Genomic DNA, 26,643 nt, shown 5'->3' with positions numbered 1-26,643 from the left:
AATAGGAAAAAGGTGAAACTTCGTGTAGGGTGGAAAACGTCAGGGCATGTTGTGACTGTCATCTAGCCCTTGTCTTTAGGAGGAAACGCCCCCATGTCGAATCTCTATGAAGGCTCCAATGGTCCGACCACTCGTCTCAACGGTGCGCCGGTTCCTACAGAGCAGCACTCGCAAACCAATGGCCTACAGGGAGGTATTAACCTCCACGACGTCCACCTGCTGGAAAAACTCGCGCACTTCAACCGTGAGCGCATTCCGGAGCGCGTTGTTCACGCTAAGGGTGCAGGTGCTTTCGGTGAGCTGACCGTCACCGAGGACGTCTCCAAGTACACCAAGGCTGCCGTCTTCCAGCCGAACACTGTCACTCCGATGCTGGCGCGATTCTCCACTGTCGCTGGTGAGCAGGGCTCCCCGGATGGTTGGCGTGACGTGCGTGGCTTTTCGCTGAAGTTCTATACCGAAGAGGGCAACCTCGACATCGTGGGCAACAACACTCCAGTGTTCTTTATCCGCGATGGCATTAAGTTCCCGGACTTCATCCACTCTCAGAAGCGCCTGCCGGATACGGGTCTGCGCGATGCCAATATGCAGTGGGATTTCTGGACTGCCTCTCCGGAGTCCGCTCACCAGGTCACCTACTTGATGGGTGACCGTGGTATTCCGAAGGACTTCCGTCATATGGACGGCTTCGGTTCCCACACCTACCAGTGGATTAACGCTGAAGGTGAGCGTTTCTGGGTTAAGTACCACTTTAAGACTCGCCAGGGCTGGGACTTCCTGACGGATGATGAGGCCGCTGAGCTGGTAGGCGAAAACACCGACCATGCTCGCCAGGATCTCTTCGAGGCAATTGAGCGCGGCGACTACCCAACCTGGGACGTCAAGGTGCAGATTATGCCTTACGACGAGGCCGCCAGCTACAAGGTGAACCCGTTCGACCTGACCAAGACCTGGTCGCAGAAGGACTACCCGCTGATTCCGGTCGGTCACTTCACCCTGAACCGCAACCCGGGCAACTTCTTTGCTGAGGTTGAGCAGGCCGCTTTCGCACCGTCGAATACGGTCCCGGGTGTCGGCTTCTCGCCGGACAAGATGCTGCTGGCGCGTGTGTTCTCCTACGCTGATGCGCACCGCTACCGCCTTGGCGTCAACAGCGATCAGCTGCCGGTGAACCAGTCTCGCTGCCCAGTGAATTCCTTCTCGCAGGATGGTGCGGCCACGTACTACTACTCGGATCCGAAGCTGCCGGTTCACGGCTCCAACGCCACCGCTCGCGGCCCGGAGGCCGATACCGCGGCTGCGGCTAAGGCCGCTGGCTGCCCAGTGCGCTCCGGTCACGCCGGCCAGGTCGATGCTGGTGCCTTTGGTCAGTGGGAGAGCGTGGGCGAAGAGTTCTACGCTGGCGCCTACGTGCAGCACCCTGAGGATGATGACTTCTCGCAGCCAGGCGACCTTGTTCGCAACGTGATGGACGATGCCGAGCGCGATCGCTTGGCAAACAACATCGTCGGTGCCATGCAGGGTGTTTCCCCAGAGGTGGAGCAGCGTGTCTACCAGTACTGGACCAACGTTGATTCCTGGCTCGGTGCCGAGGTGGAAAAGCGCTTTCAGGCAACGAAGTAAAGCAACCGCGTAGGGCTGTGCAGTAAAACCGCAGAGTAGAGCTGCACAGTCACGCGGTAGGTCACAGTAAATAGAAAAGCGTTGGCCCTGCAGATGGTCAAACCATCTGCAGGGCCAACGCTTTATTTAAAACTTCTGTCTGTGCATGACAGCCACGGCTTTGTGGTTGCCTGCACGCCGGCCCGGTTTGGGCGGCTAAGGAACAACCCTAAGTGTGAGCTGTTTTAGGCACCGATGCCCGGCAGGCTCGGGGAGCCGTTGAAAAGCGACTTCGGAGCAGCTGCAGCCTCGTCAGCCTCTTCGGCGGACTCGGACACCTCTCGGCCCTGTTCGGCAGCGTCGGAGACACTATCAGCCTCAACGCCGGAGACGTGGGTGGAGTTGTCATTGTGAGTGGACTGATCGTTCGTGATGTTGATGTCCATGAAGTCGCGGCCGAACGGAGCGTTCCAGTCACCGGTTTCCAGGAGGGTCAGATCACCATCGATGGTCGGGTTAATCTCGAAGGTGACGTTGACGGTCGGGCCGGAAGGCATTGCTTCCAGAACCTCAACGATAGGAGTGACGTCCATTTTTGGTGTTCCTTTTAGACAGTAACGAAATGAAGAATATCGGTTTTAACTGAACAATAAACCGCAGTCTTTTTTAGAGACTGGCGGTTTATTGTGTCAAGGATTGGCGGAGCTATTGTCCTGCCATGAAGCCCGGGGTTTACTAGCCGTTGGCCAGGCCAGAGATGGTCGGGTTCAGGAAGTCGAAGTCCTTGGACTGGTCGACGGTGGTCTCCGGGTTCAGGAAGTCCGAAACCTCGGTGTCGTGGGAGTCGTGGGTGGAGTGGTCGTCGGTGACGGAGATGTCCAGGAAGTCGTTACCGAACGGCAGGTTCAGGTCGCCGCCAACGTTAGCGAAGTTGACGTCGTTGCCAGCCAGCTGCTCGAAAGCCGGCAGCGGGCTCTCGACGGTGACGGCCGGAAGGGCTTCGAGGATGGTTGCGATATCTTCTGCGGAGCAGGACATGAGAAAATCCTTAGGTTCTCGGGGGTAAAGATTTTGAGTCGCTCTTGGCGAACTCACAGAAATTAAGTTAACCGATGGGGCAAGGGGCTGCAATGAAAAAATAAGTGCCTCGATCCGCTTCCGGTCGGTTGCGTCCCTCAAAGCTCGCTCAAATTCGCCTAAAAATATTGGAAAGAGGGCGGTTTTGAGTCGGTCGGGACGACTCCGGTCTCTGCCTGAATATCGGATGACAAGAGTGTTGTTTTCCTAATCTTTACCGGGATTGCATTGATTGTTTTGTTCTTGGTGTCACAAAGGTGCAGGCAAACGGCGAATTCAACAAAAATGATAACCAAGGGTTCCCTAACTAAGGGAAACCAAAGTTTAGTTAACGGAAAAAACTGCCACTCAATTTAGGGGCATAAACGGGATTAACGAGCGACCCATATCCCATGAGAGGTACATCACATTGCGGGAGGCCAAAAGTGTGGGGAAACATACCCCCTTTTGGGTAGGGTGGGTGGCCCAAAGGGGGTCTTGGAGAGCACTGAGAGGCTGCTCTGAAACCCGCCGGAAGCGGCGTATGCGGGACGCTTCCCGTGCCGCTAGCTACCGCTCCGGCACGTAGTCCTCCGCGGAGCCATCACGGGCACCCAGCACCGCGCGTCCAAGTACCTCGGAGGCGACAGTAGCGACGACCAGGACAGCAACAATGGCCAGAATGGCGGTGAGGGTTTTGCCCCACGTCAGATCGCCCTGGTCGGCCTCTAGGACCAAGTTGGCAATCACCAGTGCGGGGATGCCCACCATGATTCCAGCTGAAAGCTGGTTCAACCGGCTCAGGGCATCTTTAGAGCGCCACATGGCCACGCCCGCCAGGAGCAGGTACAAAGATCCGCCAATGACCAGCACGGCAAACAATATAGTTACAAGAATTGAAGCGATACTCATATTGCGATTCGTCCTTAATCGGTCTTAGCGGCGGCCACGGGAAATAACTCGGGCCAGGCCCACGGTCGACAAAATGCCAAGCAGACCCGCCAGCATTGCAATATCGAAAGTGATGGCCGTAGTCCGCAGCATGGCAGTTGTGAGGAACACTCCCACCATGGGGTAGAAGGCAGCGTCGGAAAGCACTGCGCGTGAGACATTGCCCTTGACTCGGAAGATCAGCACCACGCCCACAAGCAGCGCCACTGAACATAGAGCAATGCCAATGCCGCTAATTACCTGTACTGCGGTGGGATCGATCAATGTGTCATTCATGAGCGTGCTCCTTTGTCTTCGCCTTTGGAGGCAATGCCATCCGGCAGCGGCAGACCATGGTCGATCTCAGCGGCAACGCCGACGACGGCATCCGGGTCAATGAACTTGTCCGCGTTGTACTCCTCGAAGACGAAAGCCTTCGGGCGGGGGACATCGCGGAGGCTGGGAACGAGGTGCTCCTCCATGTCGTAGAGGGAGTCGTACAGCGCGTCCAGGTCGGCACCGAAGATTGCGTGGATGATGAACAACCGCCCCGCATCGGTCTCACGGACACCGCAGACCAGCGTGCCAGGAGTCATGGTGATGGACTCGGCAAAGAGAGTGACCTCAAGGTCAGACGTCACACGCAGCGGCAGCCCAATGAGCACCGGCTGCTGCTTCTGGTTCGGGCGCAGCGTATCGCGCACCACGTCTGTCGCAGCCACAACAACCTGCCAGACCAGCCAGAGGGAATAGCGGATAACATGCAGGAACTTCATCAGTAAATACCTCCGATGGCGTTTTCAACCCCGCCGAGAGTGGCCTCGCGGTAGCCATCAATATTCAGCAGCGCATCAGCCGCACCGGTAGTCGCCCAAGTGACGGCGCCGACCGCGACAAACATCGCCACAGAAACAATTGCCAGCATGGCGGACGGCGCAACCAGCGCGCCCGGAACGCGAACCGAATCATCCACGCCCTGCATGGGGCGGCCCCAGAAGACCGCGCGCCACAGCCGAATCATGGCCAGCAGCGAGCCCAGCGAGGCCACGATGATTGCGGTGATTGCGACAATCGAACGGGCATCGCCAGTAGCGGCAGAGGCAAAGACAATGCCCACCTTGCCCCACACACCGGAAAATGGCGGGAAACCAACAATGGAGAAGCTCATCGCCGCCATCACCCAGGCAACCGCCTGGTCGCGGCGGGCAAGCCCAGAAAGCCTGGAGAGCGTACCCGTACCGTAGGTCTCTTCCACCGCACCGGAGCCCAGGATGAGGGCACCGACAGTCACCATGTGGTGGATTGCGTAGAAAACACCCGCAGCCAGTGCCGCCTTGGCGCCCTGGCCGTCGTTAGCATCCGTGAACGCCAGCACAATCAGAATGAACGGCATACCCGTGACCATCTGGTAGGCCAGCACTTCACGCATGGTGTTCTCCGCGAGACCCGCAAACGCGCCAACCAGCATCGAGATCGCCATGATGATAATGATCGGCCAGTGCCAGGAGGGGTTCATGCCCACAATCACGACGTAGATGCGGAACAGCATGTACACCGCAACCTTCGTATGCACCGCAGAGAACAGCGCCATCACCGCAGGGCTTGTCGACGGGTACGTCCTCGGCAACCAAGTGTGCGCCGGAACCAAACCAGCCTTCACACATAGTGCGATGATGACAATGCCCAACGCGACCACACCCGTGCCGCCGGGGCCGCCCTCGCTGGCCATGTCGGCCAGCATTGCGATGTTCACATTGCCCGCCGAGCCGTAAATCAGCGCGACACCAATCAGCAGCACCGTGGAGGTCAAGAGGTTGACCAGCACGAAGCTACGACCAGCAGCCAGGCGGTGCCAGGTACCGGTGACCGCAATTAGGCCGTAGGAGGGAAGCAGCATGACCTCCATGAACACGAAGAAGTTGAACAAATCGGCAGTCAGGAAAGCACCCGACATACCGGACAACATCATCAGCGTCAGGGAGGGGAAGAACCGCGAAGTGTTTTCGCCCGCGACGTGGGCGAACCAGTTACCGATGGCAACCACAGCCGCGGCCACACCCAGCATCAGCATGGAGAACGTGTCCGCCAAGAAAGGAATCGAGATACCACCGGGGAACGCGCCCACACCGTGGCCGACCGGGCCGTTTTCAGTGACGTAGAACATCACCCAAAACGCAGCCAGCGACGATAGTGCCGGAACGGCGATGCCCATCGTCGCGCGCATCCACAGCTTCGGCAGGATGGCTGCGACCGCCGACAGAATCAGCGGCAGTGCCGCAAACAGCGGCAGTAGCGAAGACAGAGTTGAAGGGGACATTGCAGAGGTCATTGCAGAGGCTTCTACCATTTCTCGTCACCGCCGTATGGGGTCTCGCGCGGGAACTTATCCGGAGCCGGAGTGACTCCCGGGGTGCCGGTGACCGTGGAGTCCGAGTCAGCCGGAATGTGCTTACCTGCACGACGACCAGCCGTCGACAGCTGTCGCATAGCCTCGCGGTCCTCATGGATACGAGTGTCGTCATCGCGGCCCAAACCAGACAGAGCCAGCATGAACGCGGTGACGGCCATGGTAATCACGATGGCCGTCAGCACGAATGCCTGCGGCAGCGGGTCAGCCATCTGCTCGGCAGCGCCAGCGCCCGCAGTGGTCTCGTTGCCCAGCAGCGGCTCGCCGCGCCAGGCGCCGACACCCGTGGACAAAATAATCAGGTTGGCGGCATGGGAAATCAGAGTCATACCGATGATGGTGCGCAGCATGCCGCGCTGTAGCACCAGGTACGTGCCACCGCCTGCGAGGACGGCAGCCATGATGGCGATAATCACTTCTTGGCCTCCTCAACGGTGGCATGAGCTGGGGCGGGGGCGGGGGCGGGAGCGCTCTCCGCTTCTGAGGCGAACACACCCATCTCCGGCGGCACCCGCAAGCTTGAGCGGTCTGAGTAGAGATCCTGCATCACATCGTCCGACCCGGTCACACCAGGACGGTTCGGGCCGCCCAGGAGATTCAGCGCGGTTGCCACAATGCCGATGACGGCCAGGTACACGCCGACGTCGAAAAGCAATGCCGTGGTGAGGTGCTGACCCAGGAACTCGCCGTACAGCGGTGCCAAGAACGACCCCTTGGCGAAACCGATGAAGCCCGTGCCGATAGCCGTGATGACACCCGCAGCACTGAGCACTACCGGGATTTTCTCGCCGAAGACCAGCTCGTCGCGGTCCTTGGACAGGTAAATCAACATGACGGCAGCGGCACCAATCAGCGCCGCGTTGAAGCCGCCGCCCGGAGCGGTACCGCCGCGGTAGAGAACCACAGCGGACAGGGCGAACAGAACCGGCGACAGCCAGCGGACCAGCCAGCGCATCATGATGGAATTCAGAGCGGGCTCCGCAAGCGGGGAAGGCTGATCGAGCAGGTGCGGGAAGCGAGGCATAGACGTGACAACCGCCGCCATCGCGACACCCGCCATACCGAGAACCGCCAGCTCACCCATGGTATCGAAAGCACGGAACTCAACCAGGATCACGTTGACAATGTTGGTCTCGCCCGTGACCTTCTCAGTGTTATCGATGTACCACTGCGCGACCTCAGGCATCTGACGACGGCCAGTGAGGAACCACACCGCGCCGAACGTAGCCAAGCCCACGGCAACTGCCACAACCGCCGCGGAAGCACGGCGGTTCTTCGAGGTCTCAGAGAACGCACGCGGCTGGAAGCGCAGCACCAGCATCATCAGCACGACAGTCAGGATTTCCACCATGAACTGCGTCAATGCCACATCCGGTGCGCCCAGCAGGAGAATCTGCAGCGTGACACCAACACCGGTGACACTGAGGAGCACAGCCGCCTGTAGACGGTTCTTTGCCTGAAGCGTGGCCCACACGCCAATCACGACAACAACCAGCGGAATCAGGTCGGTCAGGTGATCGATGCCGTCGATCTTCGGCAGCACCGGAGCGCCCCCGACACCCGGAGCGATTGCAATAACCAGGGCGTACACCGCGAGCAAACCAAGCAGCGGCAACAGGTGACGCGATGGCTGATGCGAACGCGCCACCTTGCCCATCGCGCGCCCCACACGCTGCGAGACGCTCAGCGACGCGTTGATTGCCTCCACACCGGTGAACGGGAAGAGCTTGCGGTCTGCCATGACGGCGCCTACGCGGGCACGAGTGAAGATGAAGCCCACGCCGACAGCCAGCACAATCACAGAGATAATCAGCGGCACATTCACGCCGTGCCACAGGCTCAAGTGCGATTCCTGAGTCGTGCCAGCCGGAAGCTGACCGACCGTATCGGCCACGCGGTCCAGCGGACGGTTCAAAATAGCGCCGGCAGCAAAGGCCGCAGGCAGGCTCAGCAGGCCAGGGATGGCAGCCGGCAGCCACAGTGAAATCGGGGCCTCAGTGATGTGGTCAACGTTGCGCGGGCCATCCACAAATGCACCGAACACCAAACGTGCCGAGTACGCGAAAGTACCAATCGCACCAATCGCCGCCACCGTCAGCAGAATGACGACACCGGTGTTGCTGAGCGGCGCACCTTCGAATGCGGTCAGCATGCCTTCCTTCGACATGAAGCCGAAGAACGGCGGAATTGCCGCCATCGATGCCGCACCGAAAATCATCGAGCCAAAGCTCCACGGCATCTGCTTCCACAGCGGACCGAGGCGACGAATATCGCGCGTGCCTGCCTGGTGATCAACCACACCAGCCATCATGAACAGCGAAGACTTAAACATCGCGTGCGCAATGGTGTGCACAACCGCAGCCATAATCGCGAACTTCGTGCCCACACCAATCGTGGCGACAATCCAACCCAACTGCGAGACCGTCGAGTACGCAATCAGCTTCTTCAGGTCAGTCTGCTGCAGCGCAAAGTAGGCCGTGGCAACAGCCGTCCACATACCCATGACGATCAGCAGCAACTGCCACACGCGCACGTCCGCGAAGACCGTGGAAAAACGCATCAGCAGGTAAACGCCTGCCTTGACGACGGCCGCAGCGTGCAAGAAAGCCGAGACGGGAGTTGCCGCCGCCATGGCCTCTGGAAGCCAGGCGTGGAAGGGGAACTGAGCTGCCTTCGTGAAAGCGCCCAGGGCCACCAGCGCGGCAATGAGGCTGCGCGCTGCCGGGTTGGCCTCCCACTCAGGCGAAGCCAAAACCTCGGTGAGATTCGTGGAACCGGTTAGCCACACCGCACCGCCGAGGGCGGCCAGAAGCAGCAGGCCACCGGTGAAGGTCAGCAGGAGTGTGCGCAACGAGCCCAGCTCGCCCGACGAGCCCGACCTCGCAATGAGCAGGAACGACGCCATCGAGACCAGTTCCCACCCGATGAAGAGGAGCATGATGTCGTCGGCAAGCACGAGGAGCAAAACCGCCAGCATGAACGCCGTCATCAGGACGTAGAAGCTCATCGCGGATTTCTTCGGCGGCAAATACGCGGTGGAGTAGATGAAGACTATCGAGCCCACCAACAGCGCCAAGAAGCTGAACACCATGGAGAGGGGATCGAGCTTCAGCGCAAACGCCGCGTTCAGTTCCGGGGACCAGACGCGGGACCAGGTGAAGGTGGTGCCGTCGAGAATATCGCCCGTTACACGCGAAAGCTGGACCACCGACGCGAGAAAAAACGCGACGATGGGCCAGCCTGCGTGACGACCAAGGAGCTTCACAAACAGCGGGGTCAGCGCCAGGGCAACCGCGACCAACAGCGGGACCGAAAGGAGGGTCAGGCTGTTGGTGGAGGTTTGGGCAGCTTGGGCTGCTTGGGCTGCGAGCGTTGTTGCGTGCTCTGCGGAGCTGCTTGCTTGGGCGGTAATCGTTGCCGGGGCAGAAAGAACGGAATCTAAAGAATTCAATGTTGCCGATACGCCGCCGGACGCAAACTCAGAAGCCAATGTCTGGTCTGGTGGTGCGGTCGCCGACGGCGGACTGGCTGTAAAGGAGCTGGCTGATGCCAGAGCTGCTGCCAGGTGCGTCACTTGGGGGCTACTTTCACATTGCTGTTAAAAAGGTTCGTACTTCTACAGACTAACAGCCACGAAATTGCTTCACGCGGGGTGAAAGGGGCATTTGGGGGAGCGGGGAAAGGCTCTGTGAATCCAGTAGTGAAAATACATAGGAACGAGTGATGAACGGGGCGTCGGTGGGAGTTACTGACTGCGTTTATGTCTGGTGACGTTGGATTGATCCGAGTTACTGACTAGGTTTATGACAAAAATGGCCCGAAAAATGGCTTGAAAGTGTCATAAACTCACACAGTTTCACATTTGCAGCCCCGGAGTTTTCGGGTTGACAGTTTTGCCACGTAACTCCGGGCTGTGGTGCTGCCGCAGTTGGGGCCTGACTAGTCGCTACCTTGAGAACTGGACGCACTCTTTGGCTATCAACCCTGAACCGCGGCAAAAAGTAGGGTTCAGCAGCCAACGACGAAACCCTCCCTCGCCCGGATAACTCCAGGTGAGAGAGGGTTTCTACTTGGTCGGGGTAGCGGGATTTGAACCCACGGCCTCTTCGTCCCGAACGAAGCGCGCTACCAAGCTGCGCCATACCCCGAGGCCGCAGACACGAACTGGGAACATACGTCTCAGTGCTGTGCTTGCGAGGACTTACTTTAGCCCGACGCTGAGTCAGAATGCAAAACGCCTGCTTAACGGGCTGTGGGAACAAGCCGCGGTCTCCGCCGCGCCCTTACAAACTACGAACTGCACCCCGACGGACTACGAACTACGAATCCCGCTCCACAACCTCAATCAAGGTCGCGGATGGGCGGCAGAACAAGCGCACCGGAGCGTAAGGGGAAGTGCCAAGGCCATTGGAGACATGCAGCCATGTCTTCTCGGTCCAGCGCGACAACCCCGAGGCCCGCGAGCGGTCGATACCGCAGTTGGTCACAATGGCCTTCCCGCCGGGCAGGCACACCTGGCCACCGTGTGTGTGACCAGAAAGCACCAGGTCGTAGCCGTCTTCCGCAAAAGCATCCAACACGTGGGGCTCTGGCGAGTGCGACAGGCCGATAGCGATGTCGGCATCCGCATTCGGAGCACCGGCGATCTGCGAATAATCCTCCAACTCGTGATGAGGGTCATCTACACCGGACAGCGCCACCTTCACGCCACCCGCCACAAACTCCAGCCGGGCATGGGTGGCATCCTGCCAGCCGTGCTCGATAAACGCAGCGCGCATGCCGCGCCACGGCAGTTCGACGCGTGAGGGCTTGCGCTTCTTGCCTGTCAGGTACTTCAGCGGATTGACAGGCCGTGGCGCGAAGTAGTCATTCGTACCGAACACGAAGGCACCCGGACGGTTCAGTAGGGGGCCGAGCGCTGCGAGGACACTGGGAACGGCCTTGTCGCTGCCCAGGTTGTCGCCGGTATTAATCACCAGGTCAGGGTTCAGAGCATCGAGGCTGGCAACCCACTTCTGCTTCAACTTCTGGTCGGGGAGCATGTGGAAGTCGGAGACATGCAGAATCCGGAAAGGCTCACCCTCGCGCTTTCCCACCCGGGCGAGCGTGCCGGGTGCCAGCACGGGAACTTGCACACGGTGGAGTTTAAATGCGCGCAATTCGATTTGGTTCGCGTAGAGGAACGTCGTCAAGCCAAGCGTGGCGAGAGCTGCGGCAGACCGCAGAATTCGGTTGGAAAAAGCGCGCGATGTCATGACAGAGACACTATCAACTACAGCGGTAATCTAGGGCGTATGAGTGAACTGAAGAACACAATTGTCTCCGATATGACCGCCGCAATGAAGGCCCGCGACAAGGAAACCGTTGCGGCGCTGCGCATGCTGAAGGCCGCCATCCAGACCGAGGAGGTTTCCGGCTCCAAGCACGAGCTCACCGATGACGAGGTGCTGCGTGTGATCGAGCGGGAGGTCAAGAAGCGTCGCGAGTCCGCTGAGATGTACGCCGAGAACGGCCGCCAGGAACTTGCCGACGCCGAGCTCGCCGAAGCAGAGGTTTTCGCCCGCTACCAGCCGGAACAGCTTGACGACGACGCCGTGAAGAACCTCGTTGCGGAATCCGTGGCCGAGGTTGCTGGCGATGACGCGCCGAGCATGAAGATCATGGGCCAGGTTATGAAGGTGGCTAAGGAAAAGGTCGCTGGCCAGGTCGATGGCAAGCGGCTTTCCGGGGCCGTTAAGGCTGCCCTGCAGGGCTAATGCGGCCTTTCGCCGTTTCCTTTTTCGGCGATAAGCGTTGGAGCTGCCTTCTAGGGTGAACTAGAACGGCAGCAGTGGAATCAGATCCCGCAAGCTCGGCGCTGGCGGAGTGTTGGGACGAGGGAACTGCGGTAGCGGATCCGGCCGGGTCGTCGTCGAATCCGGCCGCGGTGATGGCGCTGGTGGCGGGGTCGGACGGCGGGTGCCATCGGCCACGCGAATCGTGACGGTGCCACCCTTGAGTAGCAGCGGCGGCTGATCCAGCCCGACCACGATTCCTCGCGATTCGCCTGTGAGGGAGACTGTGCGTTCCTCTACCTTGTAGCCGGCCTTCTTAAGGGTCTCCCGAGCCTCGGCCTTCTGCATGCCCACCACATTCGGCATTTGGGTGATAGAGGTACCCAGGCCGTAGTCCGAATCCAGTGGTGGGAGGTTCTTTCCGCCGTAGTCCTCGATAACCGGGCCGACTGCGCCGAACCATGTCCGCGCGGGCTCGCGACCACCAAAGAGGTTGCCGTTCGGGCACTGGCGCAGCGGCGACGTGCACAGCTCCGTGACCGTCGGGGTGTCGTTGTAGGCGTACACCGATCCGGCCAGGCCGCCGGTGAAGCCCAGGAATGCCGCGGACTGGTTCGACTCGGTGGTACCGGTCTTAGCCGCGACTGGGCCTTCCCAATTCAGCTCTTTCGCGGCATCCTTCGCGGTGCCATCGGTGGCGTCATTGCTGAGCGCATTAGCAATTGCGTGCGCGACCCCCGGCTCCACTGCCTGCTCGCACGGTGGCACATTCAGCTTGACCGCATTGCCCTTGGAATCCGTGATCGACTCAATCGGAGAGGGTTCGCACCAGCGGCCATTGCTGGCCAGGGTGGCAGCGACATTGGACAGCTCAAGGTTATTCACCGCCGTCGGACCCAGCACGAATGAGCCGAGCTTATGCTCCGAGACATAGTCCGCCACCGAGGACTCACCATCAAAACTGCCCGGCTCCGTGTATGAGCGCATGCCCAGGCGTACCGCCATGTCCATCACGCCATCGACGCCGACCAGCTCCGAAATCTGAATAAAAGGAGTATTCGGCGACCGTGCGAGCGTCTCACGCAGCGACATCGACGGCGGGAAACTACCTACGTTCTCCACGCAGTACAGGCCCGGCGGGCAGCCCTCTGCGCCACCGGTGCCCAGCCCGGAGGCCTCATAACGACGCGGCACCGGGAAGTTGGTGTCAATACCCAGCCCCTTTTCCACCGCCGACGTCGCCGCGAAAATCTTAAAAATCGAGCCCGCGCCATTGCCCACCGGCGTAAATGGCTGCGGCTGCACGGTCTGCATTTGTTCCGCATCGAGGCCGTATACGCGTGACGACGCCATCGCGAGCAACTTCCTGGAGTCATCCCCAGGCTCAAGCAAACTCATAACCTCGGCTGCGCCATCCGCAGTCGGTGACGCCTGCTGACGCAGAGACTCCTGCACGCTGTCCTGCACACGCGGGTCCAGTGTGGTCTTCACATGGAAGCCACCGCGCTTGAGCTTCTCGGTCTCAATACCGTGGTTCTCCAAGTAGGAGACCACATAATCACAGAAGAAACCCCGATCGCCCGCCGCGATACAGCCCTGCGGCAGGCGCTGAGGCTCCGGAAGGATGCCGAGATCAGCTGCCTTGGCGTCCTGAGCCTCCTGCGGGCCAATTGCCCCCGTGGATTCCATGGCCGCAAGCACGTCGTTACGCCGTGCATGCGCACCTTCCGGATTTGTATACGGATCGAGCCCGGAGGACTGCTGAACCATGCCCGCGAGCAGAGCGGCCTGCGGGACATTCAGATCGGACGCGGGAATGCCAAAGTATGTCTGAGCTGCAGCTTCCACGCCGAACGCGCCATTGCCGAAGGGGACCAAGTTCAGGTACTTAGTCAGAATCTCGTCTTTCGTCAGCTCATCTTCCAGATCCAACGCGATGCGAATCTCGCGGATCTTGCGACCATAATCCGTGGCAGTAGCAGCGCGGCGCTCCGACTCCGACTCTGCGTCCACCAGCAGCGTGTGGTTCTTAATCAACTGCTGCTCAATTGTGGAGGCGCCTTCCTGCACCGACTGGGACATGAAGTTCTTTACCGCCGCACGAGCAGTACCCTTCCAGTCCACACCAGAGTGCTCATAAAAGCGCCTATCTTCCACGCTGACCAGCGCATCCTTCATAGCTGGCGAGATACGTTCCGACGGCACATTAAACCGCCGCTGATCATAGAGCCACGCAATTGGCTGATCATTACGATCCGTAATAGTGGTGACCCCCGGTGCGTCCTTAGAAATCACCGACCGCGACGCCGACGCGAATTCATCAGCCGTGCGCGCGACGAGGTAGGCCGAGCCGCCCACAAGAGGAAAGAGGGCGCTGGCCACAATCAACGCAGCCAACACAGTGGCAACGGAGAGCTTGAACAGCGTCGAACCTTTATTCACAGCAATCACACTACAAGGTAGGGCGGATTGAGCCGAAGTGAGTTTTCGAAAATCCGCCTAGAGACATGCCCGGCGAGCCCAGAAAAACGCCTGGCGAGCGGGGGAGGAGTGCTACGAGCGCCCTTACAATACCGGGCAACTCATCGTGTGGTGGTTTCTGGAAAAAGATTTTCATAGTGACGTAAATCACCCCCGTGCTTTTGTTGGAAAAAGTTGCCCCACCTGCATCGTTGTATTTAGAGCTGCGCCACGCCCACCCTCCCAGTGTGACCCAATCGACATTATTTGGTTGGTGTGAATAGACTTACAACAAAATTTCAGCACTATTTAGTTGAAACTATTTCGAAATAACGAAAATCGCAGGCACGAGGAGGCTACAATGACCGCCACGATTCCCGATCGCAACCGCACTGCTACTACGCCAGACTACGAGCTCGGTGTAGAGAGCTTCCGCGATCGTCAGGAGTGGGTCCCGCGCGCTAAGTGCCGCGATATTGACCCGGATAAGTTGTTCGTTCGCGGCGCCGCACAGCGCGAAGCCGCAGTTATCTGCCGCCACTGTCCAGTGGTTCTGCAGTGCCGTGCCGACGCTCTGGATAACCGCGTCGAGTTCGGCGTCTGGGGTGGCCTGACCGAGCGTCAGCGCCGCGCAATGCTGCGCGAGCACCCGGAAATTACTTCGTGGGCCGACTTCTACGCTGAGCAGTACGCAGCTCAGCGCAAGGCAAAGCTGGCTAAGTAAAGCCGCCGGACTGGCGGACAGCTGGCTAAGTAAAAACCGAACTTAGACCGAAGTAAAACTGAACCCCCAGCGCGCGAGGCTGGGGGACAGATAAAGTAGCTTCCATGACTACTAAATGGGAATACTTCACCGCACCGCTGCTCATTCACAACACCAAGGCCATCCTGGACAACTTTGGTGAGGACGGCTGGGAACTCGTCACCGTTCTCCCGGGCCCGACCGGCGAAAACCACGTTGGTTACTTCAAGCGCCCGAAGGCTGACTAATTACCTCGGTGTCTAGCACCTAACTAGCAACGGCGGTTGTGCTTTCGATTGGCAGCTGACTCACGGTTGGCTGCCATCTTTCTTTGGCCGGCTTTATTCGCCGGGCCCTTAGCCGCCGTGGAAAGGCTTAACTTAAATGAGCAACTCTGAATCTCGCACTCCTTCCCAAGCCCTCGAGGACCTCGGGCTTACCCTGCCTGCCGTTGCCGCGCCAGTTGCGGCCTACGTACCCGCAACGCGTACGGGCAACCTTGTTTTCACTTCCGGTCAGCTCCCATTCGTAAACGGTGAGCTCACCCACGTCGGCCACGTCGGCGCGGAAGTCACTGCTGAGGAGGCCAAGGAGGCCGCCCGCACCTGCGCTCTCAACGCTTTGGCCGCAGTCGATGCCGAGGTCGGTCTCGACAATGTCACCCGCATCGTGAAGGTCGTCGGCTTCGTCAACTCCGCCGCCGGATTCACTGGTCAGCCGGGCGTTATCAATGGAGCCTCGGAACTCTTCGGCGACGTCTTCGGCGAACGCGGCCAGCATGCTCGTTCGGCAGTGGGTGTGAATCAGCTTCCGCTGGACGCACCCGTGGAAGTCGAGATCATCGTTGAAGTAGCCCAGTAGCTGCTGTATTTGGTGCCGTGACCAGTGGGGATGTTGCGTTCTCCGGGACGTCGTAAAGCGTGCTTACACCCAAATGAGCCGAATTGGAGGGCGTAGCCCGCTCCCCGGATTGCACAACCACGTAGGATAGAGGACATGGAGCATCCTGCGTATAGCCAACTGCGTCAGATTTCTCAGTCCGTGGGCGTCGTTCTGTGCCCGAACCCCAGCTACTCTTCGCTGGAGGGTACGAACTCCTACGTTATTAAGGCTGAGGGGGATAGCCGCAGCATTGTCATCGATCCGGGTCCGGAGGACGAGGGACACCTGAACGTCCTCCAGCGCTATGCCGGCGACGTTGCGTTGATTCTGCTGACGCACCGTCATGGCGACCATGCTGATGGCGCCGCACGTTTCCGTCAGCTCACCGGCGCGCCGATTCGTGAGCTGGAGTCTCAGTACTGCGCGGGAGGTCAGGATCCGCTTGTCGACGGCGAACGTATCGTCCTCGACGGAGTGACTCCGCAGATTGAGGTCGTGGCAACCCCTGGTCACACCGCTGATTCTGTCTGCTACTTCATCCACACTGGTGATGGCGAGGATGATGTTGAAGGCATCGTTACCGGTGACACGATCGCTGGCCGCCACACCACTATGATTTCGGAGACCGACGGCGACCTGGGTAAGTACATGGAAACCCTGAAAATGCTGGATTCGCGCGGCAAGGGTGTTCGTCTGCTGCCTGGTCATGGTGCTGACCTGCCGGACATCACTGTAATGACGCAGAAGTACATTGAGCGTCGTAAGCTGCGCCTGCAGCAGGTGAAGGATGCCGTTGCCAAGCTGGGCGACGAAGCTACGGTCGACCAGATTGTGGATGAGATTTACACGGATGTCGATCCGGTGCTGCGTCATGCTGCTGAGCAGTCGACTCGTGTGACCCTGCGCTACCTGCGCGATCACGGGGAGTAATTGCTGGGCTTCGGCTTTGGCTTCGGCTTGGGCTTCGGCCGGTTGCTGGGCTGGTCTGGGCTGGGCTTAATTGAGACTGGGCTGAAGCCGAGCTTGAGTGAAGCTGAGCTTGACTCACCGCATGAAAAGAGCGTGTGACCTGCAATTTTGCGGGTTGCGCGCTTTTTGTTTGGGCTAGTGCCGGTTGGGGTGGGCTAGTGCCGGTTGGGTGGGTTGGCCTCGTCGGGGCCAGCTCAATCACTTATCGATGAGGTATCCACTTGTCGATGAGCTATAGCGCGCGCACAAGTGAACAGCGCATCGATAAGTGATTGATGCAAGGAGAAATCGGTGAATGGTGCATCGATAGGTGCCGGGAAAGCATCGATAAGTGGCAGAAAAGCATCGATAAGTGCGCCAAACTTGGCCGGCATGCCAGGTCAGCATGGCAGGCCGGCATACCAGGTCAGCATGCCAGGCCAGCGGGGGAAGACAACAAAAATCCCGCGAGCCTCATGCGTTTCATGTGCTCCTACGGGAACCGAGGATCCAAAAGCAGAGGCTGCGGGATGTGAGTCGTTTGGGCAGCGCCGCAAGCGCCACAAGCTAACGTGCGCCACAAGCTAACGTGCGCAACAAGCTAACGTGCGCGGCGGGCCAAACGCTCCGTATCGGAGATGAGCACGGACTTGCCCTCAAGGCGAATCCAGCCGCGGTGGGCGAACTCTGCCAGAGCCTTGTTAACGGTCTCTCGGGAGGCACCGACGAGCTGTGCGATTTCCTCCTGAGTCAGGTCGTGGTTCACGCGGAGAGCAGAACCTTCTTGAACACCGAAGCGATTGGCCAGCTGGAGCAGGGACTTAGCAACGCGACCAGGGACGTCGGTGAAAATGAGGTCAGCCAGCGAATTGTTGGTGCGGCGCAGACGGCGGGCCAGCATGCGCAGCAGCTGAGCTGGAACATCAGGGTGCGAACCAACCCATTCCTGCAGCTGATCGGCACTCATGGACGCGGCGGAAACTTCGGTGACGCAGACCGCCGAGGAGGTGCGCGGGCCCGGGTCGAAGATGGAGAGCTCGCCGAACATGTCGGACGGGCCCATGATGGTCAACAGGTTTTCACGACCGTCGGCTGAGCGACGAGCCAGCTTCACCTTGCCATCAATAATGATGTAGAGCCGATCGCCCGGCTCCCCCTCATTGAAGATGGTGGTTCCACGCGGGAAGCGAACCGTCTCGAGCTCGCCGAGCAAGGCCTGCACAGCCTCCTGGTCGACTCCCTGAAATACACCGGCCCGGGAGAGAATCTCCTTGACGTCATCCACGGTAAAATTCTCCTGTCTTTGGCCACTAACCACCGTAAATACAGGCCAGCAGCCGCCAAATTAGCACTCGACTACAGATTGCAGTGGCCAAACAGGAAGAGAAACTGCCCCGTCCCACTAGTCCCACTACTTTCGGTCTTTCCCGGTAACGCCGCTGCCAGCTTTCAAGGCAGGTTCATCCCTGGGCGAATTTCACGACAAATCGCCTCTACAGATACATCCCAAAACTACGCCGTCACCAAGATGTGATAAGCACCACTGTAGCAAAAGAGCCACTGCGCCTGTGGGGAATTCTGGTGAAAAGCCGCTGAACTGTGTATTTATAACTAATAATTCGCTAACGGTGTTCCAAGATGTGGTGGGGCATGACTTTTTGGTTTTTGACCGAATATGCCCGAGCTGCTACCGGTCTTATCCGCATCCCGGATGAAACTAAGGATTCGGCCCGCGAAAGGTGCGCACGCGAATTGCAATCCGGGGTAGCCGATACACTACGACCATGGATACGACTGGCAAGGCATCGTCGTTAAGCACGCACCAGATAAACAAACCCCAACCCACGCACCCGCAGGGATCCCTGACGTCGAAGAAGCGTCGGGCGGTGGGGGCGCATCCGGCGGCGCGAGGGAAGGAGACGCGCCTGGGCATGGTGCGGCGTGCGCGGCGGATTAACCGCACGCTGGCGGTGGCGTACCCGAATGCGCACTGTGAACTGGACTTTCGTAATCCGTATGAGCTTGCGGTGGCGACGATTCTGTCGGCGCAGTGTACGGACGTGCGGGTGAATATGACCACGCCGGCGCTGTTCGCTAGGTACCCCAGCCCAGCCGATTTGGCGGTTGCGAACCAGGAAGAGGTCGAGGAGCTCGTTCGGCCGACGGGTTTCTACAGGAATAAGGCTGCGAACATCATCGGTTTTGCGCAGGGGGTGATGGAGCAGCACGGCGGCGAGGTGCCGGGCACGTTGGAGGAGCTTGTGAAGCTGCCGGGCGTGGGGCGAAAGACGGCAAACGTGGTGCTGGGGAATGCTTTTGGGGTGCCGGGTTTGACGGTCGATACGCATTTTGGGCGTCTGGTGCGGCGCATGGGCCTCACAGAGCAGGAAGATCCGGTGCGCGTTGAGCACGAGATGATGGACGTGCTACCGCGCGCGGAGTGGACGTGGTTTTCGCACCGGCTGATTTTCCACGGTCGCCGGGTGTGCCATTCGCGCCGGGCGGCGTGCGGGGCGTGCTTCTTGGCGGCGGATTGCCCGTCGTATGGCGTCGAGGGTCCGGCGGAGCCGGAGACTGCGGAGAAGTTGATTAAGTCAGACGACAGGGAATGGCTTCTCTACCTGGCCGGTCTTAATGACGGCTACAGTGGGGAGGAACTTTCCGCGCTTGACGACGGGGATAGCGCGCGCAACACCACAGCGACACAGGACTAGTCGAGGAGCACTTTTCGTGAATGAGCAGGGCGGTCATAGTCACAATGGTGGCCACTATGAGGATCGGCAGGTGGACGTTAACCGTTCGGCATCGCTGATTACGCTGCTCATCGCGGGAGTTAGCATTGTGGGTCTGGTGATTTTCGCGATTGTGAATACCACTGATGGCAATGACGAGGCCGACGGTGGTGGGACCGGATCTGGTGTGAGTGTCGGTGCGGATGGCGCTGGCAATGGTGATGGCGCTGGCAGTGATGGTGAAGTGGATGGTGCACCGGCAGCGCCAGCGATGTCAAAGGATGAGATCGCGGCGGTAGCGGGTAGTGGCTCACTGACCGGTGTGCGCTTGCCGCTGTTGGCGGAGTCGGGAGACTCAGCAGGCCAGGACAACGAGGCTGGGCAAGTGGAACTGGTGGACATGGGGCAGGTCGTCGCGGGCAAGCCGACGGTGCTTAATGTCTGGGCGTGGAACTGTGCGCCGTGTCGCCAAGAGCTACCGCTTATCGAGCAATGGGCCAAGGACAACCCAGATGTGCAGGTGGCGACGGTGCATGCGGCTCGCGAGGCGGGGCGTGGCCAAGCCTTCCTGCAGGAAATCGGAGTGAAGCTACCGACCTACTCGGACACGGTCGACGTGGTCGGACCAGCGTTGAATCTACCGCGAGTTGTGCCCATCACCGTGGTGTTTAAGGCAGATGGCACGGTGGCGGCCATTCATCCTGGTGAATTCACCGATGCGCAGCAGATTACTGATCTCGTGCGAGGTGCATTGAAGTGACTCAGGGACAGTCGTGGAATCGTGACGCAAGCTCGGGGCTGTATCTGCCGAAGTGGTTGACCAATAGTTTGCCGCCGCACCTGGTCAGTGCTGATCACGACGCGGCAGGTCACGCCAGCAGCGCCAGCCACGCCACAACAGGCCACTCGGAGCAGCAGGTGGCCGGTCGCTCCGCTTCGTCGTCAAGCGTGAAGCGTGCGTTTGCGAAGTTGCGGCGAGACTCCTCGACGCAGGAGAAACCGTTGCGGAATCCGGCGCGGTCGGCGGTGTTGGTGCTGATCAGCGGTGATGCGGAGGCGCACCAACGGCCGGAGGATGCCAGCGTGGTACTTACGCACAGGGCGACAACCCTGCGTAAGCATGCAGGCCAGATGGCTTTTCCGGGCGGTCGTGTCGATCCCGAGGACGTGGATGAAATCGATACCGCGCTGCGTGAAGCCGAGGAAGAAACCGGCCTGAACCGAGAGACGGTGACGCCGGTGCGGGTGCTGGACTCGATTGACATTTCGCGGACTGGCTTCGCGGTGAATCCGGTGTTGGCGTATTGGCATGCACCGCATCCGCTGCGTGTGGTCGACCCTGCAGAGACGGAATCGGTGCTCAATGTGCCAATTAGCCACCTGACGAATCCGGACAACCGCATGATGCTGGGCTATCACGGCTGGACAGGACCGGCATTTAAGGTTGGTGACTTCGTCGTTTGGGGCTTTACCGGCGGCGTGCTGTCCTACTTGCTAGACGTGGCCGGCTGGTCGGAACCGTGGGACGACACCAACGTGCAGAAACTTTTGCCGGTGCTCGCGCGTTCCGCTAATGGTGAAAAACTGTCCGTACTGAAGGGAGGCCGACGATGATGCCTGCAATCGCTGTGTTTGACGTTGCGCTGCTGGCGGTCTTCATTTTCGCGCTTATCGTCGGCTGGCAGCAGGGCGCCGTCTCGTCGATTATGGCCATTTTGGGCGTTGTCCTGGGCTTGGTCATTGGTGTGCCCTTGGCGCCGCTAGCTATGGCGCAGGTCGAGAACCAGTCGGGAAAGGTTCTTCTGGGCCTCGGCACGGTGATTCTGTTGGCGTTGATTGGTCATGCGGTGGGAACAGTGGCAGGGCAGTCGCTGCGGAATACCATTCGCTCGCCGTTGGCTGTCGGCCTGGATTCTAGCCTCGGTGCCATCGTGCAGTCCGTGACGGCGCTGGTAGTGACATGGATGATCGCCGTACCCCTGGCCACCGCCGTGCCTGGGCAGTTTGCCGACTGGGTGCGTGAGTCCAAGGGCATGAACCTCATTGACCAGGTCGCGCCCGACGAATGGAGCGACGGCTTCAGTGGCATCCTCCGTCAGCTCCGCGATGATGGAATGCCCGCCATCGCTCCGCCATTCGGCTACAAGCAGAACGTCCCCGATGAACCCGCCGACCCCAACGTGATTTCGCAGGGTGTCGTCGACAGTATTCGACCGTCCATCGTCCGCGTCTTGGGCGAGGCCCCGCAGTGCGAACGCTTGCTGCAGGGCACGGGCTTTGTCATCGCGCCGGATCTGATTCTGACCAACGCGCACGTGGTTGCCGGTGCCACCACTGTTCGACTGGAAACCGTGGTCGGCATGGCTGACGCGAACGTCGTGCACTACGATCCGCTTGACGACGTCGCCCTGCTCCGAACCACCGACCTACCCCTGGAGCCCATGCAGTGGGCAGATCAGGAAGCTCGTCCGGGCGATGACGCGGTAGTGCTGGGCTTTCCCGAGTCCGGGCCCTTTAAGGCCACACCTGCGCGCGTGACGGAGAACATCATTATTCGAGGCCCGGATATTTATTCGTCGACTCGGCACGAGCGTCAGTCCTATGTTCTGAAGGCGGATGTGCGCCACGGCAACTCGGGCGGCCCACTGATTACGCCGCAGGGCCAGATCCTGGGCTTGGTCTTCGGTGCCGGTGTGAACAATGACCAGACTGGTTACGCGCTGACGCACGCCGAGGTCCAGCCACACATCGATGAGGCGATGAATAACTACGGGGCCATCGGCACGCAGCAGTGCGTGGCGGGGTAAGCGGAAAGTTGTGTGTCTGTGGACAGGTCAGCCCCAGCCGCAACCGCAGGAGAGTTCCGGCTAGCTTCAGCCGAGCCGAAGCCTAAGACCCCTCCGGCAACCAGTCCAAGTGATCCCTGATTGCCTGCACCACAGCCTGAGGTTTCTCTGCCGGCAGGAAGTGCCCACAATCCGGCACAACGCGCACGTGACTCGAGCTGAGCTCCACTAGCGCACGTGGGGTACGAGTGTCCTGCTCGCCGACGAGCAGCACCGTGTGCTCATCGCTTTTCGACGGGCCCTCCATCGCACTCAACCACTTGCGGAAAGCGGCCGGAGCCGGCCGCGTCCACCAATTCATGTGAGCCAGTGCAGGACGGAGTGCACCACTGGCCAGGCTATCGGTCATGAGTTCCGCGGTCTGTTTCCCCGCGGGGGTCTCGGCGAACCCCTCCCCGGCGGTGGACATGGACTCGCGCACGATGCGCTCAATGAGCCGCTGCTGGCGAGCCTCAGCCGCCTGCGTGCTGAACTTATTGCGACGCAACTGCGGTACCCGTGGCCGCGAGTCCCACCACGAACGGCGCAGCAGAGGAGCCAGGCTACTGCGGAAGTCCTCCGACCACGGGCTCTTCAACTGGTTCAGCCACACTTTCGGATGTGCAGCACCACAACCAATAATTCCGGAGACAAGATTGGGCTGCCGCGAAGCCAACGTCCACGCCACCCAGGTGCCGAACCCCTGACAGACCAGCAGCGCGGTCGAATGCCCCAACGAGCGAATCGATGAGGCGATGTCCTGGGCCGCCTCAAACGGATCGTAGCCTTGCGGTGTTCGGTCGGACTGACCGTAGCCACGCATAGAAATAGCCACAGCGTGCACGGGGAGGGGATCGCCCGAGTCGTCGTTAAGCAGCGGCAAAACCTCGCGCCATTCAAACCAACCGCCAGTCGAGCCGTGAATAAACAACACGAGCGGATCGGAGGGGCGGCCGCACTCGGCGATGTGTAGGCGCTGGCCGCGGACGTGAATGAGACGATGACGCCAGGGGCCAGTGAGAGAATCGCTGAGGGAGGTCATGAGGGGAAAATACCTTTTCCGAAGGGCTTAAACCGGGACTGAATAAGACAAAAGGGCGAGACCAACAAGTCCCGCCCAATTTCTTTTAAGCCTTTAGGTGTACATACCGTTCGACTGCGAAGACTTCTTCGCCGACCCCGACGGCACGACCCCCTTCAGCTCCTGCATCGACTCGATGGTCTTCTCCGGCTTGCGGATCGACTTGACCTTCTTCAGACCCAGCAGTGCTGCAACACCGGCGATGACCAGCATCAGAACGAAAACGATGAGGAACGCAGCCCAGGTTGGCAGCCAAACATCCAGCAGCCAGCCGAGGAAGAAGAAAAAGAAGAACGAGGAGTACAGCGCGACGACGCCGGCAACCGCGAAGAAGCCACCGCCAACTGCGCCCTTCTTAGCCTCGCCAGCAATTTCGGCCTTGGCCAGCTCAATCTCAGAGCGAACCAGAGCGGAAATCTGCGTAGAAGCATTAGACACGAGCTGGCCGATGCTGGCATCGCCCGAAGCGTTGCTATCCACATCGCTCAGCGGGATAGCGGTAACACGCGGTTCGGTGCCGTCGGTAAAGAGACCCTTCGTATCGTCGTTGCTCACGTGTACTTCCTCCTACGCAGATGGTTGGAAAAGATGGTTTGAAACTTTAAAACTGCAGTTACAAACTGCCATACTACCTCTCATTGTGGGGAGAGCGCGCCACAAGGGCGAAAAAGCCAAGAACTCGTTGAAGTTTTTCTCATCTTTGACCATTTCTATATAAGTTTGTCACTTACTTAGCGGTGAAGAATTAGGGTGTGGGATATGAACAATCAGCCTGAGAACGTGCGTGGAGCCGATGGAGTTGGCGCCGGTGCCGGCAATGGTGTCGGCAATGGCGCCGGTGTCGGAAAGGGTGGCCTAGCTGGCATGAGCCTGGGTGTGTCCTCCGTGTCGGCGAAGAAGCGTGCAGAGCGTGAGGCAGCGCAGGCGAAGGCATCTGAATCGGGTGCCGGTGGCGCTGACGGTGCTCCCGCCGCTGCTATTCCGCAGCTTGACCCCAAGGACCCCCTCGCGCCCCTGTGGCAGCTCGACGGCGTTGCACACGCGGCTGATGTCGCGGCCAAGGCCATCCAGTCCGTCCACAGGCACAAGGCCAACCTGCGCAAGCACAACGTCACCGGTTCCGAGTCGGTCCTGCGTGGCGCTCGGGCATCGGCGTGGCTAGAAGGCGGCGAGCCATCGCTTCCCGACGACGGCAACATCACCGATCCCGTACTCGCAGCAGCCCTGCGGGTTGCCGACACCATTTCCCCGGAGTCAATTGGTGAGACCACTCGCGTGTGGCAGCGCGCTCCGCAGCAGGTGCTGGCCAAGTTTGCGTTGAACGCATCGCCCGCAGGTGAAACTGAAGACGGTTCCGAGGCGCGGATGAAGGCCGGCCGTCCGGTCGGTGACGACAAGCTCTCATCCGCGATGAAGGAGCAGCGTCTGCACGTGCTCGGTGACTTCATCACTGGCCGCAGCCAGATCCATGCTGGCGTGCTCTCGGCGATTGTGCACGGTGAGCTGCTGACTCTGCGTCCCTTCGAGTACCACAACGGCATCATCGCCCGCGCCGCCTCGCGACTGACAACTGTCGCAACCGGCCTGGATCCGCGTGGCTTGGCCGTGCCCGAGGTCTACTGGACTCGCCACCGCCAGGAGTATGTCGAGGCCGCAGAGGGGTTTGCGTCGGGAAGCGCCGATGGCCTGCGTGCGTGGATTCTCCTGCACCTGGAGGGGCTGAAGGCCGGTGCCGTGGAAGCGCGCGGTATCGCCGAAGCGGTGTAGGCGGGCCGGCTGCCGGATGGTGGGTTAGTCGGCCTTTGACTCGTCGTCGTTGTTGCGCAGTGCCAACAGCGTCGCACCCGCGCCAAGCGCCAGTGTGACGCCGGCAAGAATTGCAGCATTGCGTTTCGACGGCGCGCGAAACAGCGGGACGGGATTCCGGAATTGGCGCACAGGCCACTCACGTTCCGTCGCAATCTTGCGCAGAGCGCGATCGGGATTGACCACAACGGGATGGCCGACTGCAGCCAGCATGGGCTCATCAGTGATGGAATCCGAGTACGCAAAGCATTCGGCCAGGTCGAACTGGCGCTTTTCCGCTATTCGACGCATCTGCACGGCCTTGTTTTCGCCGCGGCAGAAGAACTCCGTTTCACCCGTGAAGAGCCCATCGCGGACCTCCAGCTCGGTGGCCACCACGTTGTAGACACCGAGCGCCTGCGCAATGGGCTCAACAATCTGCCGAGCCGATGCCGAGATAATGAACACCTGATGCCCCTGTGCGCGGTGTTCACGAATGAGCTCCAATGCCTCGGCGTAGATGTACGGCGTGATGTTCTGCTCTAGGGTTTCGATGGCGACCTGGCGCAGCTCCCTGGCGCTGTGACCAGCGATAAGAGCGGAAAACTGCTCGCGGGTGGCCTCCATTTGCGCCTCATCGTGCCCCTGCGACATGTACAGGGCATGGCTGAGCGCCATTTGCAGCATGTCCGTCGGCGAAATGATGCCGCGCTCGAGGAATTGCTTGTTGAACGCATATGCCGAGCTCTTGGCAATAATGGTTTTATCCAGGTCAAAGAACGCAGCGACGCGAGAGTCAGCGGTGGCGTGGAGGCCTGCAGCGATTTGGGCATCTTTAGAGCTGCTCCAGTCCGTAGAAGCTTGAGGCTGCGGCGTTGTTGACGCCTTGTTCTCGCCGGTGTTCATAGGCTCCGAGCTTACCCATGGATGTCGGGCTCGGGGAGAGCATTATGAGTGTTTAACTGCTGGGTGGGGGACTGGGGCGATTGGGGCGGTGGCGGTCGTGGGGGCTTGGCGGCGATTGGGGCGCGGCATTTCCTGGGCGCGATTAATCGAGGAAACGTGACATCGAACATATTGGGCATTAAATCCTTTGTAAGGTATTTGCAGATTCCTCGGGATATGTAATACTTGGACGTGGCTGGCCCCTTCTTGTTCTTTTTAGAAACAGACTGCGAGGCCGCCCCGGCTCAATCCCCCCCCCGAGCCGGTTAAAGACGCCTCGCGCCAATCCCCCCCCGGCGCGGGGCGTCGCCCCCTTTTTGGCCCAATGTTGAGGGTTATGTAGTAAAAATTGCGGGCTGCAAATGTGAAACTGTATGAGTTTATGACACTTTCAAGTCGGTAGGGTCAGGCGGTGAATGCATCACCACTTTCGACCAGGAGAAGTAGTGAAGCAAACCCGCCAATCGAAATACA

Annotated in this window: 25 protein-coding genes and 1 tRNA gene; 11 read left to right on the top strand and 15 right to left on the bottom strand. The window is 59.9% G+C overall.

Annotated features, from left to right (window positions below):
* The first annotated feature begins 93 nt into the window (after positions 1–93).
* The gene (locus QP982_RS08765; RefSeq protein ID WP_284870430.1) at positions 94–1,623 is read left to right on the top strand and encodes a catalase; all 1,530 of its coding nucleotides are present in this window, start codon (positions 94–96) and stop codon (positions 1,621–1,623) included.
* Positions 1,624–1,847: 224 nt separating this feature from the next.
* On the opposite strand, the gene QP982_RS08760 is transcribed toward QP982_RS08765, so the two are convergent.
* The 10 genes from QP982_RS08760 to QP982_RS08715 form a co-directional block, all read right to left on the bottom strand.
* Entirely contained in the window at positions 1,848–2,195 is a 348-nt protein-coding gene (locus tag QP982_RS08760) for a hypothetical protein (RefSeq protein ID WP_016421912.1), read from the bottom strand.
* A gap of 142 nt (positions 2,196–2,337) precedes the next feature.
* Positions 2,338–2,640: a hypothetical protein gene (locus QP982_RS08755; protein ID WP_284857083.1), complete on the bottom strand. Its 303-nt coding sequence runs from the start codon at positions 2,638–2,640 to the stop codon at positions 2,338–2,340.
* A gap of 588 nt (positions 2,641–3,228) precedes the next feature.
* The gene (locus QP982_RS08750; RefSeq protein WP_016421914.1) at positions 3,229–3,570 is read right to left on the bottom strand and encodes a monovalent cation/H(+) antiporter subunit G; all 342 of its coding nucleotides are present in this window, start codon (positions 3,568–3,570) and stop codon (positions 3,229–3,231) included.
* Positions 3,571–3,594: 24 nt separating this feature from the next.
* Entirely contained in the window at positions 3,595–3,885 is a 291-nt protein-coding gene (locus QP982_RS08745) for a monovalent cation/H+ antiporter complex subunit F (protein WP_005511667.1), read from the bottom strand.
* Positions 3,882–4,364, bottom strand: a complete 483-nt coding sequence (locus tag QP982_RS08740) for a Na+/H+ antiporter subunit E (protein WP_256881531.1) — start codon at positions 4,362–4,364, stop codon at positions 3,882–3,884. The genes QP982_RS08745 and QP982_RS08740 overlap by 4 nt, the downstream gene beginning before the upstream one ends.
* On the bottom strand, positions 4,364–5,905 hold the full coding sequence (locus QP982_RS08735; protein ID WP_284870429.1) for a monovalent cation/H+ antiporter subunit D family protein: 1,542 nt from the start codon (positions 5,903–5,905) through the stop codon (positions 4,364–4,366). Before QP982_RS08735 ends, QP982_RS08740 begins: the two co-directional genes overlap by 1 nt.
* A gap of 23 nt (positions 5,906–5,928) precedes the next feature.
* Positions 5,929–6,411 (bottom strand): sodium:proton antiporter, encoded by a 483-nt coding sequence (locus QP982_RS08730; protein ID WP_147719227.1) that lies wholly within the window; start codon positions 6,409–6,411, stop codon positions 5,929–5,931.
* Positions 6,408–9,320, bottom strand: a complete 2,913-nt coding sequence (locus tag QP982_RS08725; protein WP_502870641.1) for a DUF4040 family protein — start codon at positions 9,318–9,320, stop codon at positions 6,408–6,410. Before QP982_RS08725 ends, QP982_RS08730 begins: the two co-directional genes overlap by 4 nt.
* A 746-nt stretch (positions 9,321–10,066) precedes the next feature.
* Positions 10,067–10,143 (bottom strand) — tRNA-Pro (locus QP982_RS08720).
* Positions 10,144–10,314: 171 nt separating this feature from the next.
* Positions 10,315–11,250 carry a metallophosphoesterase gene (locus tag QP982_RS08715; protein ID WP_256890882.1) on the bottom strand — a complete coding sequence of 312 codons (936 nt, stop codon included), beginning with the start codon at positions 11,248–11,250 and terminating at the stop codon, positions 10,315–10,317.
* A gap of 39 nt (positions 11,251–11,289) precedes the next feature.
* Between QP982_RS08715 and QP982_RS08710 the strand changes: the two genes are divergently transcribed.
* A complete protein-coding gene (locus QP982_RS08710; protein WP_284870427.1) occupies positions 11,290–11,751 on the top strand; it encodes a GatB/YqeY domain-containing protein in 462 nt (153 codons plus the stop codon).
* Between the two features lie 60 nt (positions 11,752–11,811).
* Here the strand turns inward: QP982_RS08710 and QP982_RS08705 are convergent, their stop codons facing one another.
* A complete protein-coding gene (locus QP982_RS08705; RefSeq protein WP_070642813.1) occupies positions 11,812–14,220 on the bottom strand; it encodes a transglycosylase domain-containing protein in 2,409 nt (802 codons plus the stop codon).
* A 370-nt stretch (positions 14,221–14,590) separates the two neighbouring features.
* Between QP982_RS08705 and QP982_RS08700 the strand changes: the two genes are divergently transcribed.
* The 4 genes from QP982_RS08700 to QP982_RS08685 all read left to right on the top strand — a co-directional run bounded on the left by QP982_RS08700 (position 14,591) and on the right by QP982_RS08685 (position 16,783).
* A complete protein-coding gene (locus QP982_RS08700) occupies positions 14,591–14,953 on the top strand; it encodes a WhiB family transcriptional regulator (protein ID WP_005511664.1) in 363 nt (120 codons plus the stop codon).
* 104 nt (positions 14,954–15,057) lie between these two features.
* Positions 15,058–15,219: a Sp36 family protein gene (gene sp36 / locus QP982_RS08695; RefSeq protein WP_005511670.1), complete on the top strand. Its 162-nt coding sequence runs from the start codon at positions 15,058–15,060 to the stop codon at positions 15,217–15,219.
* Between the two features lie 136 nt (positions 15,220–15,355).
* Complete coding sequence (locus tag QP982_RS08690; RefSeq protein ID WP_070595909.1) at positions 15,356–15,832, top strand: RidA family protein; 477 nt, start codon at positions 15,356–15,358, stop codon at positions 15,830–15,832.
* Between the two features lie 135 nt (positions 15,833–15,967).
* A complete protein-coding gene (locus QP982_RS08685; RefSeq protein WP_070432015.1) occupies positions 15,968–16,783 on the top strand; it encodes an MBL fold metallo-hydrolase in 816 nt (271 codons plus the stop codon).
* Between the two features lie 619 nt (positions 16,784–17,402).
* Here QP982_RS08685 and glxR read toward each other — a convergent pair.
* Positions 17,403–18,086: a CRP-like cAMP-activated global transcriptional regulator GlxR gene (glxR, locus tag QP982_RS08680; protein ID WP_005511668.1), complete on the bottom strand. Its 684-nt coding sequence runs from the start codon at positions 18,084–18,086 to the stop codon at positions 17,403–17,405.
* A 499-nt stretch (positions 18,087–18,585) separates the two neighbouring features.
* On the opposite strand from glxR, the gene nth reads away from it, so the two are divergent.
* From nth to QP982_RS08660, 4 genes are read left to right on the top strand one after another with little or no spacing between them, the layout of a single operon-like run.
* A complete protein-coding gene (nth, locus tag QP982_RS08675; RefSeq protein WP_502870640.1) occupies positions 18,586–19,515 on the top strand; it encodes an endonuclease III in 930 nt (309 codons plus the stop codon).
* Between the two features lie 16 nt (positions 19,516–19,531).
* The gene (locus QP982_RS08670; protein WP_070546337.1) at positions 19,532–20,293 is read left to right on the top strand and encodes a TlpA family protein disulfide reductase; all 762 of its coding nucleotides are present in this window, start codon (positions 19,532–19,534) and stop codon (positions 20,291–20,293) included.
* Entirely contained in the window at positions 20,290–21,147 is an 858-nt protein-coding gene (locus QP982_RS08665) for an NUDIX hydrolase (RefSeq protein WP_016421925.1), read from the top strand. The genes QP982_RS08670 and QP982_RS08665 overlap by 4 nt, the downstream gene beginning before the upstream one ends.
* Positions 21,144–22,340 carry a MarP family serine protease gene (locus QP982_RS08660; RefSeq protein WP_049189453.1) on the top strand — a complete coding sequence of 399 codons (1,197 nt, stop codon included), beginning with the start codon at positions 21,144–21,146 and terminating at the stop codon, positions 22,338–22,340. The genes QP982_RS08665 and QP982_RS08660 overlap by 4 nt, the downstream gene beginning before the upstream one ends.
* A gap of 82 nt (positions 22,341–22,422) precedes the next feature.
* Here the strand turns inward: QP982_RS08660 and QP982_RS08655 are convergent, their stop codons facing one another.
* Both QP982_RS08655 and QP982_RS08650 read right to left on the bottom strand, forming a co-directional pair.
* Positions 22,423–23,400, bottom strand: coding sequence for an alpha/beta fold hydrolase (locus QP982_RS08655; protein WP_016421927.1), 978 nt, complete (start codon positions 23,398–23,400; stop codon positions 22,423–22,425).
* Between the two features lie 93 nt (positions 23,401–23,493).
* A complete protein-coding gene (locus QP982_RS08650; protein WP_239272457.1) occupies positions 23,494–23,994 on the bottom strand; it encodes a phage holin family protein in 501 nt (166 codons plus the stop codon).
* 204 nt (positions 23,995–24,198) lie between these two features.
* On the opposite strand from QP982_RS08650, the gene QP982_RS08645 reads away from it, so the two are divergent.
* On the top strand, positions 24,199–25,206 hold the full coding sequence (locus QP982_RS08645; protein ID WP_350309395.1) for a Fic family protein: 1,008 nt from the start codon (positions 24,199–24,201) through the stop codon (positions 25,204–25,206).
* Between the two features lie 24 nt (positions 25,207–25,230).
* Here QP982_RS08645 and QP982_RS08640 read toward each other — a convergent pair whose 3' ends face one another.
* A complete protein-coding gene (locus QP982_RS08640; RefSeq protein ID WP_187406663.1) occupies positions 25,231–26,130 on the bottom strand; it encodes an HAD family hydrolase in 900 nt (299 codons plus the stop codon).
* Between the last annotated feature and the right edge of the window lie 513 nt (positions 26,131–26,643).

Origin of the sequence: Corynebacterium sp. MSK019, from assembly GCF_030232425.1 — a bacterium.
Lineage (GTDB): Bacteria > Actinomycetota > Actinomycetes > Mycobacteriales > Mycobacteriaceae > Corynebacterium > Corynebacterium jeikeium_D.
The sequence above is the reverse complement of the archived record's forward strand: the minus strand, read 5'-3'. Positions and strand labels throughout refer to the sequence as shown.